The 13389-nt window shown below is 69.1% G+C and carries 12 protein-coding genes; 8 read left to right on the forward strand and 4 right to left on the reverse strand.

The genetic code is table 11. The features are described from left to right. Positions 1-7: 7 nt before the first annotated feature. From zwf to tkt, 3 genes are all read right to left on the reverse strand, one after another. Positions 8-1525 carry a glucose-6-phosphate dehydrogenase gene (gene zwf, locus AMIS_RS08145; protein ID WP_014441735.1) on the reverse strand — a complete coding sequence of 506 codons (1518 nt, stop codon included), beginning with the start codon at positions 1523-1525 and terminating at the stop codon, positions 8-10. Between the two features lie 75 nt (positions 1526-1600). Then, positions 1601-2713, reverse strand: a complete 1113-nt coding sequence (tal, locus tag AMIS_RS08150) for a transaldolase (RefSeq protein ID WP_014441736.1) — start codon at positions 2711-2713, stop codon at positions 1601-1603. 24 nt (positions 2714-2737) lie between these two features. Next, positions 2738-4852, reverse strand: a complete 2115-nt coding sequence (gene tkt / locus AMIS_RS08155) for a transketolase (protein ID WP_014441737.1) — start codon at positions 4850-4852, stop codon at positions 2738-2740. Between the two features lie 258 nt (positions 4853-5110). Between tkt and AMIS_RS08160 the strand changes: the two genes are divergently transcribed. The 3 genes from AMIS_RS08160 to AMIS_RS08170 all read left to right on the forward strand — a co-directional run bounded on the left by AMIS_RS08160 (position 5111) and on the right by AMIS_RS08170 (position 7470). After that, positions 5111-6061 carry a heme o synthase gene (locus AMIS_RS08160; RefSeq protein ID WP_041829623.1) on the forward strand — a complete coding sequence of 317 codons (951 nt, stop codon included), beginning with the start codon at positions 5111-5113 and terminating at the stop codon, positions 6059-6061. Between the two features lie 216 nt (positions 6062-6277). Continuing rightward, positions 6278-6571: a hypothetical protein gene (locus AMIS_RS08165; protein WP_014441739.1), complete on the forward strand. Its 294-nt coding sequence runs from the start codon at positions 6278-6280 to the stop codon at positions 6569-6571. After that, positions 6571-7470: an ATP-grasp domain-containing protein gene (locus AMIS_RS08170; protein ID WP_014441740.1), complete on the forward strand. Its 900-nt coding sequence runs from the start codon at positions 6571-6573 to the stop codon at positions 7468-7470. The genes AMIS_RS08165 and AMIS_RS08170 overlap by 1 nt, the downstream gene beginning before the upstream one ends. Positions 7471-7896: 426 nt before the next feature. On the opposite strand, the gene AMIS_RS08175 is transcribed toward AMIS_RS08170, so the two are convergent. Continuing rightward, a complete protein-coding gene (locus AMIS_RS08175) occupies positions 7897-8850 on the reverse strand; it encodes a COX15/CtaA family protein (protein ID WP_041830615.1) in 954 nt (317 codons plus the stop codon). A gap of 175 nt (positions 8851-9025) precedes the next feature. Here AMIS_RS08175 and AMIS_RS08180 point away from each other — a divergent pair, with 175 nt between their 5' ends. From AMIS_RS08180 to sufC, 5 genes are read left to right on the forward strand one after another with little or no spacing between them, the layout of a single operon-like run. Beyond that, entirely contained in the window at positions 9026-9718 is a 693-nt protein-coding gene (locus AMIS_RS08180) for a helix-turn-helix transcriptional regulator (RefSeq protein ID WP_051042417.1), read from the forward strand. Beyond that, the gene (gene sufB, locus AMIS_RS08185) at positions 9715-11136 is read left to right on the forward strand and encodes a Fe-S cluster assembly protein SufB (RefSeq protein ID WP_014441743.1); all 1422 of its coding nucleotides are present in this window, start codon (positions 9715-9717) and stop codon (positions 11134-11136) included. The genes AMIS_RS08180 and sufB overlap by 4 nt, the downstream gene beginning before the upstream one ends. Before the next feature lie 40 nt (positions 11137-11176). Continuing rightward, the gene (gene sufD, locus AMIS_RS08190; RefSeq protein WP_014441744.1) at positions 11177-12304 is read left to right on the forward strand and encodes a Fe-S cluster assembly protein SufD; all 1128 of its coding nucleotides are present in this window, start codon (positions 11177-11179) and stop codon (positions 12302-12304) included. After that, a complete protein-coding gene (locus AMIS_RS08195; protein WP_014441745.1) occupies positions 12301-12633 on the forward strand; it encodes a non-heme iron oxygenase ferredoxin subunit in 333 nt (110 codons plus the stop codon). Before sufD ends, AMIS_RS08195 begins: the two co-directional genes overlap by 4 nt. After that, positions 12630-13388, forward strand: a complete 759-nt coding sequence (gene sufC, locus AMIS_RS08200; RefSeq protein WP_014441746.1) for a Fe-S cluster assembly ATPase SufC — start codon at positions 12630-12632, stop codon at positions 13386-13388. Before AMIS_RS08195 ends, sufC begins: the two co-directional genes overlap by 4 nt. Position 13389: the final 1 nt, after the last annotated feature.

Consider the following 13389-nt stretch of genomic DNA (forward strand, 5'->3'; position numbering starts at 1 on the left):
TTGGCGCTCATGCTCGCCTCCACGCCCGGCCCTCGCGGGCCAGCATCTCGTCTGAGGCCCGCGGGCCCCATTCACCGGCCCGGTACGGCTCCGGGGTGGTGCCGGCCCACGCGGCCTCCAGCGGGTCGATGACCCGCCACGACTGCTCGACCTCGGCCGCGTCCGGGAAGAGCGTGCGGTCGCCGATCAGCACGTCCAGCAGGAGCCGCTCGTACGCCTCCGGGCTGGACTCGGTGAACGCCTCGCCGTACTGGAAGTCCATCGCGATGTCGCGGACCTCCATGGCGGTGCCGGGCACCTTCGAGCCGAACTTCAGCACCACGCCCTCGTCCGGCTGCACCCGGATGACCAGCTGATTGTTGCCGAGCATCTCCACGTCGGCCGGGTCGAACGGCAGGTGCGGCGCCCGCTTGAAGAGGATCGCGATCTCGGTGACCCGCCGGGGCATCCGCTTGCCGACCCGCACGTAGAACGGGACGCCGGCCCAGCGCCGGTTCTGGATGCCGAGGCGCACCGCCGCGTAGGTCTCGGTGGTGGAGTTCGGCGGGATGTTCGCCTCCTCCAGGTAGCCCACGGCACGCTCGCCGGCCACCCAGCCGGGCAGGTACTGGCCGCGGACCGAGCCGTTGTGGATGTCGGCGGGCAGGCTGACCGCCTTGAGGACCTTCAGCTTCTCGGCCCGGATCTCGTGCGGGTCGAAGCTCGTCGGCTCCTCCATGCCGACCAGCGCGAGCAGCTGGAGGAGGTGGTTCTGCAGCACGTCGCGCGCGGCGCCGGAGGCGTCGTAGAACGCGGCCCGAGTGCCGATGCCGACGTCCTCGGCCATGGTGATCTGCACGCTGTCGACGTACTTGGAGTTCCAGACCGGCTCGAACAGGCTGTTCGCGAAGCGCAGCGCCAGGATGTTCTGGACCGTCTCCTTGCCGAGGTAGTGGTCGATCCGGAAGACCTCGTTCGGGTTGAACACGTCGTCCACGAGCTCGTTCAGAGAGACGGCGGAGGCGTAGTCGTGACCGAACGGCTTCTCCACCACGACCCGGCGCCAGCCGCCCAGCTTCGCGTTGTCCGCCAGCCCGGTGCGGTTGAGCTGGTTGAGCACCAGCGGGAACGCCGCCGGCGGGATCGAGAAGTAGAAGGCCGTGTTGCCGGTGATGCCGTTGCGCTCGCGAAGCTCGTCGAGGGTCTCGGAGAGCTTGTCGAAGTCGTTGTCGTCGTCGAACGAGCCGGGCACGAAGTGGAACTGGCTGTTGAGCCGTTGCCAGACGTCCTCCCGCCACGGCGTCCGGGCGCCCTTCTTGGCGGCGTTGTACGCCAGCGACTCGAAGTCGCCGTCCCCCCAGTCGGCCCGGGCGAAGCCCACGACCACGAAGCCGGGCGGCAGCAGACCGCGGTTGGCCAGGTCGTACACGGCCGGGATGAGCTTCTTTCGGGACAGGTCACCGGTGACCCCGAAGATCACCAGAGCGCAGGGCTCCGGAATCCGCGGAAGCCGACGGTCCTGTGCGGTACGCAGCGGATTACCCACGTTGCCATCCTGCCAGGTTTTCGGGAGTGGAGCGGCCTGTCGCGGGAGTCCCGCGACAGGCCGCAGATGGTGCGATCAGGCGCCGGTGCCGACCTTCAGCGACTTGGCGACGTGCTCCAGGAGCTCGTTCCAGCTCGCCTCGAACTTCTCCACGCCCTCGGCCTCCAGGACCTTGAAGACGTCGGCGAAGTCGATGCCGGCCGCGGTCAGGTCGTCGAAGACCTTGTGGGCGTCGGCGAAGTTGCCGCTGACGGTGTCACCGCGGGTGGTGCCGTGGTCCTCGAACGCGAAGATGACCGACTCCGGCATGGTGTTCACCGTGCCGGGCGCGATCAGCTCCTCGACGTAGATGGTGTCGAGGAAGTCGGGGTTCTTCGTGCCGGTCGAGGCCCACAGCGGACGCTGCGGGTGGGCGCCGGCGTCGGCCAGGGCCTTCCACCGGTCGCTGCCGAAGACCTCGGTGTACGCCTCGTACGCCAGGCGGGCGTTGGCGATGGCCGCCTTGCCCTTGAGCGCCTTGGCCGAGTCCGAGCCGATCTTGTCGAGCCGCTTGTCGATCTCGGTGTCCACGCGGGAGACGAAGAACGACGCGACCGAGCCGATCTTGCTGAGGTCGTGGCCGTTCGCCTTCGCCTGCTCCAGGCCGGCCAGGAACGCGTCCATGACCGCCCGGTAGCGCTCGACCGAGAAGATCAGCGTGACGTTGACGCTGATGCCCTCGGCCAGCACCGACGTGATGGCGGGCAGGCCCGCCAGCGTCGCCGGGATCTTGATGTAGAGGTTGGGGCGGTCCACCAGCCACCAGAGGGTCTTCGCCTCGGCGACCGTCGACTCGGTCTCGTGCGCCTTCCGCGGGTCCACCTCGATCGAGATCCGGCCGTCGACGCCGTTGGAGGCGTCGTAGGTCGGCCGGAACACGTCGGCGGCCCAGCGGACGTCCTTGGCGGTCATGAGGCGGATCGCCTCCTCGACGGTGACGCCCTGGACCGCGAGGTCACGGACCTGCGAGTCGTAGGCGTCGGCGTCGGAGAGCGCCTTCTGGAAGATGCTCGGGTTGGTGGTGACACCGACCACGTGCTGCTCGCGGCGCAGCTTGTCCAGCGAGCCGCTGGTGAGACGTACCCGAGAGAGATCGTCGAGCCACACCGCCACGCCCTGGGCGGAGAGCTCAGCCAGCCTGTCCGTCATTGCCTTGCTCCTTAAACAAACGTCTCAGTTGCCGGTCTTGTGGCCGGTGATCTCGCCGACCCTGGCGAGGGAGGCATTGGCCTTCGCGACGACGTTGTCCGCGGTGAAGCCGAACTGCTCGAACAGGATCTTCGCGGGGGCGCTGGCGCCGTAGTGCTCGATGCTGACGGCCTCGCCGGCGTCGCCGAGGATGCGGTCCCAGCTCATCCGGATGCCGGCCTCGACCGAGACACGGGCCTTCACTCCGCGCGGAAGAACCTGCTGCTGATATGCAACGTCCTGCTGGAAGAACCATTCCTGGCAGGGCATCGAGACGACCCGGGTCGGGGTGCCCTGGGCCTCCAGGCGCTCCTGCGCGGTGAGCGCGATGGAGACCTCGGAGCCGCTGGCGACCAGGATCACCTTGGGCTCGCCGGTGGACGCCTCGGAGAGGATGTAGCCACCCTTGAGCGTGCCCTCGGCCGACGCGTACTTGCTGCGGTCGATGGTGGGCAGGTTCTGCCGGGACAGCGCGAGCGCGGTCGGCCGGTCGGTGTGCTCCAGGGCGCCCCGCCACGCGTACGCGGTCTCGTTGGCGTCGGCCGGGCGGACCACGTCGAGACCGACGATCGCGCGCAGGGCGGTCAGCGTCTCGATCGGCTGGTGCGTCGGGCCGTCCTCGCCGAGACCGATCGAGTCGTGCGTCCACACGAAGACGACCGGCAGCTTCATCAGCGCGGAGAGGCGGACCGAGCCACGCATGTAGTCGCTGAAGACGAGGAAGGTGCCACCGTACGGCCGGGTGCCACCGTGGACCGCGATGCCGTTGAGGATCGAGCCCATGCCGTGCTCACGGATGCCGAAGTGCAGCGTGCGGCCGTACTCGTGGCCGGGGAACTCCTTGGTGGCGTACTCCGCCGGGATGAAGGACGGCTCGCCCTTCATCGTGGTGTTGTTGCTCTCCGCCAGGTCGGCGGAGCCGCCCCAGAGCTCGGGGAGCACCGGCGCGAGCGCCTCCAGGACCTTGCCGGACGCGGCGCGGGTGGCCAGGCCCTTCTCGTCCGCCGGGAACTCGGGCAGCGCGTTGTGCCAGCCCTCCGGCAGGGTGCGGGTGGCGAGACGGTCGAAGAGCGCCTTGCCCTCGGCGTTGCCGGCGGCCCAGGCGTCGAACGCCTTCTGCCACTCGGCGCGCGCCGCCTTGCCGCGCTCGACGACCTGCTGCGCGTGCTTCACGACCTCGTCGTCGATGGCGAACGGCTCGTTCGCGAAACCGAGGATCTCCTTGGTCGCGGCGATCTCGTCGGCGCCCAGCGCGGAGCCGTGGATCTTGCCGGTGTTCTGCTTCTTCGGCGCCGGCCAGCCGATGATCGTCTTGAGGACGATGAACGACGGCTTGTCGGTGACGGACTTGGCGGTCTGGATCGCGTTCCAGAGGGCTTCCACGTCCTCGTGGTACCCGTCCTCGCCACGCCAGTTGACGGTCTGGACGTGCCAGCCGTACGCCGCGTAGCGCGCGCCGACGTCCTCGGACTTCGCGATCCGGGTGTCGTCCTCGATGGAGATCTCGTTGTCGTCGTAGATCACCGTGAGGTTGCCGAGCTTCTGCACCGCCGCGATGGCGCTGGACTCGTGGCTGACACCCTCTTCGATGTCGCCGTCCGAGCAGAGCGCGTACACGTGGTGGTCGAACGGGGACTGGCCGGCGGCGGTGTCCGGGTCGAACAGACCGCGCTCGCGGCGGGCGGACATCGCCATGCCGACCGCGTTGCCGACGCCCTGGCCCAGCGGGCCGGTGGTGATCTCGACGCCGGGGGTGTGCCCGTACTCCGGGTGACCGGGCGTGAGCGAGTCCCACTGGCGCAGCGACTTCAGGTCATCCAGCGAGGTGCTGTAACCGTTGAGGTAGAGCTGGACGTAGAGGGTGAGGCTCGAGTGACCGCAGGACAGCACGAAGCGGTCCCGGCCCGCCCATTCCGGGTCCGTGGGGTCGTGCCGCATCACGCGGTTGAAGAGCAGGTAGGCGGCAGGCGCCAGGCTCATGGCGGTACCGGGGTGGCCGTTACCGGCCTTCTCCACGGCGTCCATGGCCAGGACCCGGGTGGTGTCCACCGCCTTGCGGTCGAGGTCGGACCAGTTGAGAGCGGGATCTGTGGCAGCCACGTCGGTTGTGCTCCTCGGGCAAAATAATGGAACCCTTTTCGGCTTGACCCTATCCAGTCGGGCTAAACACGTGCGCAGTGAACGCCCTAGACACATACGCTGTTGGCGGACACGCCGGATCAAGTGGTGTGACGGTATGCACCCGTACTGGGTGCCCCGAGCAGCGGAGACGGCTGCGCGTAGGCTGTCCGGGCGAGCCGCTGGGTGAATACCCGGCAACGGCCGCGAAATAAAGCCGATGCCGGAAGGTGGCTGTCCGTGAGCATGATCACCGAGCGTCCCGTCCGCCGACGGGGGCCCGGCGGGGCGAAGCGTGCGCCAGGTGTCGAGAATCGACGTGATCGGGCCGCTGTCCTGCGTGGTTACCTGGCGTTGACCAAGCCGGCGATCGTCGAGCTTCTCCTGGTCACCACCGTGCCGACGATGATGCTGGCGGCCGGAGGCTGGCCGAACTGGGTCACGTTCGCGGTGGTTCTGATCGGCGGCGCGCTGGCAGGCGGCGCGGCAAGCGCGCTGAACTGCTACATCGACCGCGACATCGATCAGCTGATGCGGCGGACGAAGCGGCGGCCGCTGCCGGCCCACGAGATCACCCCGCGTGCGGTGCTGATCTTCGGCCTCACCCTCGCCGTGATCTCGGTCGTGCTGATGGCCGTGTTCACGAACTGGCTGGCCACCGCGCTGACCGCCGCATCGATCTTCTACTACGACGTGATCTACACGATGTGGCTGAAGCGGCGGACCCCGGCGAACACGTTCTGGGGCGGCGTCTGCGGCGCGGCTCCGGTGATCATCGGCTGGGCCGCGGTCACCGGCACCATCAGCGCGATGGGCTGGGCGCTCTTCGCGGTCGTCTTCTTCTGGCAGATGCCGCACTTCTACGCGCTCGCCATCAAGTACAAGGACGACTACGCGCGGGCGGGCATCCCGATGCTGCCCGTGGTCCGGTCGATGAACCGGGTGAACTTCGAGATCGTCCTCTACACCGTGCTGACCCTGGCCGCCTCGTTCGTGGCGTGGCCGCTGGGTCTCGGGCCGATCTACGGCGTCACCGCGATCGTGATGGGCCTCGCCTTCCTCGCCGAGGCGGTCCGGCTGGCCTACGTGACGCGGGCCGGCGCCCCGGTGAACCCGATGCGGCTCTTCCACTTGTCGATCACGTACCTGACCGTGGTCTTCATGGCGGTCGCCGTCGATGGGTTGATCTAAGCGTCACGGCCCGTCGGTCCGTCGCACCGGATGTCCGGATTGTGATCACTTCCGACTACTGTCCGTCACTCTTTGGATTGACATCGTTGCGTCCGGCAATTCGGGCGAAACCCCCGCATAATGGTGCGCCAATTTTCGAAACCTGCTGGTAATTGGAGTCACAAAAGCCGACTGGAGTGCCCCGCGTGTCGTGGCTGACTGCTTAGGCTGCCCCCTATGGCAGAAGGTTCCGTTACGACACTGACCTCCGAGATCAAGTCTTTCGCCGCCGGGCACGGCGGCGCCAAGGCGGTGATCGAGTACGTCGGTAAGCGCGGCGCCCGCATCGTCCTCGTGGGTGAGGACGGCGAGTGGTCCGACCAGTTCGCCCAGGACACCGGTGTCGCCCGTGAGGCTTGCGAGCACGCCGGGGTCGCCGTGGAGAACGAGTGGGAGCGGGAGCTCCTGGAGCAGATGCGCCCGAGCAACGACCTGTGGCGTTCGATGGCGCGCCGGAGCATGGCCCGCTAGTGAGCACCCCGCTCGCCGACGACGGCACTGTGAGCCAGGTCGCCCTGGTGACGTGCGCGACCTTTCCTGACCTCTGGGACGACGACCACCCCCTGCGCGACGCGCTGCGTGAGCGCGGGGTGGTCGTCGAGGCCGTGCGGTGGGACGACGAGTCCGCGGACTGGTCCCGGTACGACCTCACGGTGATCCGCTCGCCGTGGGACTACGTGGCCCGCCGCGACGAGTTCGTGGCCTGGGCGCACCGCGTGCCCCGCCTGGCGAACCCGGCGGGCATCGTCGAGTGGAACACCGACAAGGTCTATCTGCGCGACCTCAGCGAGGCCGGCGTCCCGACCATCCCCACCGAGTTCGTCGCCCCCGGCGCGACGTGGACCCCGCCGTCCGAGGGGGAGTGGGTGGTCAAGCCGACGATCAGCGCCGGCAGCCAGGACACCGGACGGTACGCGTTGCCCGCGCAGCTCCCGCTCGCCGAGGCGCACGTGCGGCGGCTGCTGGACGCCGGTCGCACCGTGATGATCCAGCCGTACCTGACGGCCGTGGACACCGCGGGGGAGACCGCGGTCCTCTGCACCCCGGACGCGAGCGGTGAGCTGACGTTCAGCCACGCGATCCGGAAGGGGCCGATGCTGACCGGTCCCGACGACGGCAGCATCCAGCCGGGGGACGAGGAGATCAGCCCGCGTACGCCGTCGGCCGCCGAGCTGGAGGTGGCCTCCAAGGTTCTCGCCGCGATCCCGGGCGGCGCCTCGTCGCTGCTCTACGCTCGCGTCGACCTGATTCCCGGGCCGGACGGGACGCCCACGCTCATCGAGCTGGAGCTGACCGAGCCGAGCCTGTTCCTGCGCACGTCCCCGGCCGCGGCCGCCCGCCTGGCCGACGCGATCGTCGGCCGCCTCTAGCCCTCCGACGCGACACGCCCCGGCCGCCCCGGCAGCCGGGGCTTCGCCGTCCCCACCCCGCCGTGTGTGTGGGACGCTCCGAACCCGAACTCCCCGCGCTGTCGTGGGTCGGCGGGCGCGTGTGGAGCGGGGCGCGCTCCGAACCCGAAGCCCCACGCAGTGAGGTGTCCGGGGCTGGGCGCGTGACGCGGGGCGGGTGGGAAGCGCCCGGAAGGCCGCACCGGCAGGGTGCGGGCGCACGGACGCGGTTCGTGTGCCGGCGTCTCGGCGCCGGCCTGGTGGGAGCGGCGGGGGCGTGCGGGGTGGGGCTGGACCACTGACGTGTCCCGGCGGACGCGCTGCGGCCTGGGGACGGCAGGTGGTCGCGTGGCTTCTCGGGGACGGGTCGGGGTGGCGGGGGCGGGGTCGCCCGTACCCGATGGGGCTTCAGGAAGCGGGGACCGGCTCGGCCGGCTGGACCACCGCGGGGGTGGGCTGGTCGGTGGGGCGCGGGAGCTCGGGGCGGGTGCGCAGGGACCAGAGGACGGCGAGGGTGGCGGTCCAGGTCACGGCGGCGCCGAGCATGTGGGCGGCCACCAGGATCACCGGGAGATGGGTGAAGTACTGGACGAAGCCGATGATGCCCTGACCGAACTCGACCGCGATGAGGACGCCGGCGGCGCGGATCGTGGCGGGTGGCGCGTTCAGCGCGCGGAGGGCGAACCAGAGCGCGACGGAGAGGCCGATCAGCAGGAACACCAGGTCGGCGTGGACCTGGGAGATCGCGGCCGGATCGAGGCCGTTGCGCTTGGCGCCCTGGTCGCCGGCGTGCGGGCCGCTGCCGGTGACCACGACGCCGACGGCGATCACGGCGAAACTGACCAGCGCGGTGATCCAGGCGAGGTGGCGGATCGGCGTGGGGACCAGCGGGACCGGCCTGCCGTCGCCCTCGTCGACGCGGCGCCAGAGCGCGTAGCACCCGGCGATCAGCGCGATCGAGAGGATGAAGTGCAGCCCGACCACCCACGGGTTGAGCTTGGTGAGCACGGTGATGCCGCCGACCACGCCCTGACCGGGGACGCCGAGCGCGACCGCAATCGACAGGATGATCAGCGATTTGCGGCGCGGGCGGCTGACCAGCGCGGCGAAGAACGTCGCGAACGCGAGCGCCACCAGCACGAAGGTGAGCAGGCGGTTGCCGAACTCGATCACGCCGTGGACGCCCATCTCGGCGGTCGTCGTGTAGGAGTCGTCGGTGCATTTCGGCCACGTCGGGCAACCGAGGCCGGAACCGGTCAGGCGGACCGCCGCGCCGGTGACGATCAGTCCCGCGTTCGCCACCAGGGAGGCCAGGGCGAGCGGGCGCAGCGCGGACGCCAGGCGCTGCCCGGGGCGGGACAGCGAAGCGGACTCCAGGAGCGATCGGGAGGACTTCACGCGAGGGATCGTACGCGCGGGGCCCGACATGAATCTGGGCAGCTCCGATAACCGGTGTGGTGGATCACCGGGGTTTGGTTTGCGGGGCTCTGCCGAAATACGTAACGTTGGAGTAGTGAAAAACGAGGTGCTGATCCCGATGAGTGCGGTGGCCACGGCCACGGCCTCGGACGGTCGTACCCGTGACCGGGTGGCGCAGCTGCTCCTGGAGCGTGGCGCGGCGACCGCCGCCGAGCTCGGAGCGGAGCTGGGCCTGAGCCCGGCCGCCATCCGCAAGCACCTCGACGCCATGCTCGCCGAGCAGCTCGTCGAGGTCCGCGTCGCCAGGCTCGCCGGCCCCCGTGGTCGTGGCCGTCCGGCGAAGCGTTTCGTGCTGACCGCCGCCGCCCGGGAATCGTTCCCGCATCACTACGACGGCATCGCTACCGCCGCGCTGCGCTGGATCGTGGAGCAGCACGGGCCGGAGGCGCTGAGCGCCTTCGCCTCGGCGCAGGTGCAAGCCCTGGAAGAGCGCCTCAAGGCCGTCATCCTGGCGGCCGGGACCGACCCGATGGCACGGGCGGAGGCGCTCGCCGAGGCGCTGACCGCCGAGGGTTACGCTGCGAGCGCGACCGCGATCGCGTCCGGCGGGCAACTGTGCCAGCATCACTGCCCGGTGGCTCACGTGGCTGCCGAGTTTCCTCAGCTGTGCGACGCCGAGACCGAAGTCATCTCCCGGCTCATCGGCACCCACGTGCAGCGTCTCGCCACCATCGCGCACGGAGACGGGGTGTGCACCACGCACATCCCGGCCACGCAAACCACCGCAATCACGGTTAGGACAGATAAATGACTGACCAGATCGTCACTCAGGAAGAGCACCTCGCCGCTCTTGGTCGGTATGAATACGGCTGGGCCGACACCGACACCGCGGGCGCGACCGCCCAGCGCGGCCTGTCCGAAGCGGTGGTGCGCAACATCTCAGGCCTGAAGAACGAGCCGCAGTGGATGCTCGACCTGCGCCTCAAGGGCCTGCGCCTGTTCGACCGCAAGCCGATGCCGAACTGGGGCGCCGACCTCACCGGGATCGACTTCCAGAACATCAAGTACTTCGTGCGCTCCACCGAGAAGCAGGCCGCCACCTGGGACGACCTGCCCGAGGACATCAAGGCGACGTACGACAAGCTGGGCATCCCGGAGGCGGAGAAGCAGCGCCTCGTCGCCGGCGTCGCCGCGCAGTACGAGTCCGAGGTCGTCTACCACGCGATCCGTGAGGACCTGGAGGCGCAGGGCGTCCTCTTCCTGGACACCGACACCGCGCTGCGGGAGCACGAGGACATCTTCAAGGAGTACTTCGGCACCGTCATCCCGGTCGGCGACAACAAGTTCGCCGCGCTGAACACCAGCGTCTGGTCGGGTGGCTCGTTCATCTACGTGCCGAAGGGCGTCCACGTCGACATCCCGCTGCAGGCCTACTTCCGGATCAACACGGAGAACATGGGCCAGTTCGAGCGGACCCTGATCATCGCCGACGAGGGCAGCTACGTGCACTACGTCGAGGGCTGCACCGCGCCGATCTACTCGTCCGACTCGCTGCACTCCGCGGTCGTCGAGATCGTCGTGAAGAAGAACGCCCGGGTGCGGTACACGACCATCCAGAACTGGTCGAACAACGTGTACAACCTGGTCACCAAGCGCGCCACCTGCGAAGAGGGCGCGACCATGGAGTGGGTCGACGGCAACATCGGCTCCAAGGTGACGATGAAGTACCCGGCGGTCTACATGACCGGGGCGCACGCCAAGGGCGAGGTGCTCTCGATCGCGATGGCCGGCGAGGGTCAGCACCAGGACTCCGGCGCCAAGATGGTGCACGCCGCGCCGCACACCTCCTCGACGATCATCTCGAAGTCGATCGCCCGTGGCGGTGGCCGCACGTCGTACCGGGGTCTCGTGCAGGTGCTGGAGGGCTCGTCGAGCTCGAAGAGCACGGTCAAGTGCGACGCGCTCCTGGTCGACACGATCTCCCGCTCGGACACGTACCCGTACGTCGACATCCGCGAGGACGACGTGAACATGGGTCACGAGGCGACCGTCTCCAAGGTCAGCGAGGACCAGCTCTTCTACCTGATGAGCCGCGGTCTGACCGAGGACGAGGCGATGGCGATGATCGTGCGTGGCTTCATCGAGCCGATCGCCAAGGAGCTTCCGATGGAGTACGCGCTGGAGCTGAACCGCCTGATCGAGCTGCAGATGGAGGGAGCGGTCGGCTGACCGCCCGCCAATTCCTGAACAAGACTGCCTAAAGGACGAGATGACCACCGAAGCCATCGCCCCGCCGAGCACCAAGTCGCAGGTGCTGCGCTCCTTCGACGTCGCCGACTTCCCGGCCCTGAACGGGCTGGAGGAGGAGTGGCGCTTCACCCCGCTCAAGCGGCTCCGTGACCTGGCCAAGGCCACGTCCCTGACCGGTGTGGCGCCGTCGGTCGAGTTCTCCGGGCTCCCGGCCGGCGTGACGGTGTCGGCCGTCGACACCGTCGACGCCGTTCTCACCCCGTTCGACCGGATCAGCGCCCTCGCGTACGGCTCGGCCGCCGGCGTCACCCTGATCGAGGTGGCGGCCGAGGCCGAGCCCGCCGAGGCGGCGGTCATCCGGCTCGTCGGCAAGGGCGGGGACGCCGCGGCCGCGCGCACCTTCGTGAAGGTGGGCGCCTTCGCCAAGGCGACGATCGTGCTGGAGCAGACCGGCTCGGTCACGCTCGCCGACAACATCGAAGTGGTGATCGGCGACGGCGCGCAGCTGACGTTCGTGACCCTGGCCGAGTGGGACGCCGACGCGGTGCAGGCCCAGCACGTGAAGTTCCGGGTCGGCAAGGACGCCCGCGTCCAGCACCTGCAGGTGACCCTCGGTGGCGACCTGGTCCGGCAGTTCACGAGCGTGGAGTACGCCGGGCGCGGTGGCGAGGCCGAGCTGTTCGGCCTCTACTTCGCCGACGCCGGTCAGCACCAGGAGCACCGTCAGCTGGTGGACCACAGCGTGCCGGACTGCCGCAGCTACGTCGGTTACCGGGGGGCGCTGCAGGGCGCTTCGGCGCACACCGTCTGGGTCGGCGACGTGCTGATCCGGGCCGCTGCCACGGGCACCGACACGTACGAGATCAACCGGAACCTGGTGCTCACGGATGGGGCGCGGGCTGACTCCGTACCCAATCTGGAGATCGAGACCGGCGAGGTCGCCGGCGCCGGGCACGCGAGCGCGACCGGCCGCTTCGATGACGAGCAGCTGTTCTACCTGATGGCGCGCGGTATCCCGGAGGACGAGGCTCGCAAGCTGGTGGTGCGCGGGTTCTTCGCCGAGCTGATCAACAAGATTCCGGTCGAGGAGCTGCGCGAGCGGCTCGGCGACGCGATCGAGGCACGGCTGGCCGAGGCCGGGCAGTGACGTTCGAAAATGTCGGCCCGGCGTCCGACGTGGCGAAAGGCACCGCGCTCCAGGTGGAGGTCGACGGTGTCGAGGTCGCGATCGTGCACGCCGACGACGACAACTTCTATGCGGTACGTGACGAGTGCAGTCACGCATCCGTGGCCCTGTCCGAAGGGGAGGTGGACGGCTGCACGCTCGAGTGCTGGCTGCACGGCTCCCGCTTCGACCTGCGCACCGGTGAACCCTCCGGACCACCCGCCATTGATCCGGTGGCGGTCTACCCCGTCGAGATCCGCGACGGCGACATCTACGTTTCGACTACACCGAGTAATGGAGTAGAGCCGTGAGCACCCTGGAGATCCGCGACCTGCAGGTTTCGGTGAAGCTGCCCGAGGGCGAGCTGAAGCCGATCCTGGCCGGGGTCGACCTCACCGTGAAGTCCGGCGAGACCCACGCCATCATGGGGCCGAACGGCTCCGGCAAGTCGACGCTGGCGTACTCGATCGCCGGTCACCCGAAGTACGAGATCACCGGCGGTTCGGTCACCCTCGACGGCGTCGACGTGCTCGAGCTCAGCGTGGACGAGCGCGCGCGGGCCGGCCTCTTCCTCGCGATGCAGTACCCGGTCGAGGTTCCGGGTGTCTCGGTGGCGAACTTCCTGCGGACCGCGAAGACCGCGATCGACGGCGAGGCGCCGAAGCTGCGCACCTGGGCCGGCGAGCTCCGGGGCGCGATGGAGAAGCTGCAGATGGACCCGTCCTTCGCGCAGCGCAACGTGAACGAGGGCTTCTCCGGCGGTGAGAAGAAGCGTCACGAGATCATGCAGCTCGAGCTGATCAAGCCGAAGATGGCGATCCTCGACGAGACCGACTCCGGCCTCGACATCGACGCCCTGCGGATCGTCAGCGAGGGCGTGAACCGGGTCCGCGCGACCGGGGAGACCGGCTTCCTGCTGATCACCCACTACACCCGGATCCTGCGCTACATCCAGCCCGACTTCGTGCACGTCTTCGTCGGCGGCAAGATCGTCGAAGAGGGCGGCCCGGAGCTGGCCGAGCAGCTCGAGGCCGAGGGTTACGAGAAGTTCCTGGCCAAGGCCTGAG

It is taken from the genome of Actinoplanes missouriensis 431, assembly GCF_000284295.1.
In the GTDB taxonomy this organism is placed as follows: domain Bacteria; phylum Actinomycetota; class Actinomycetes; order Mycobacteriales; family Micromonosporaceae; genus Actinoplanes; species Actinoplanes missouriensis.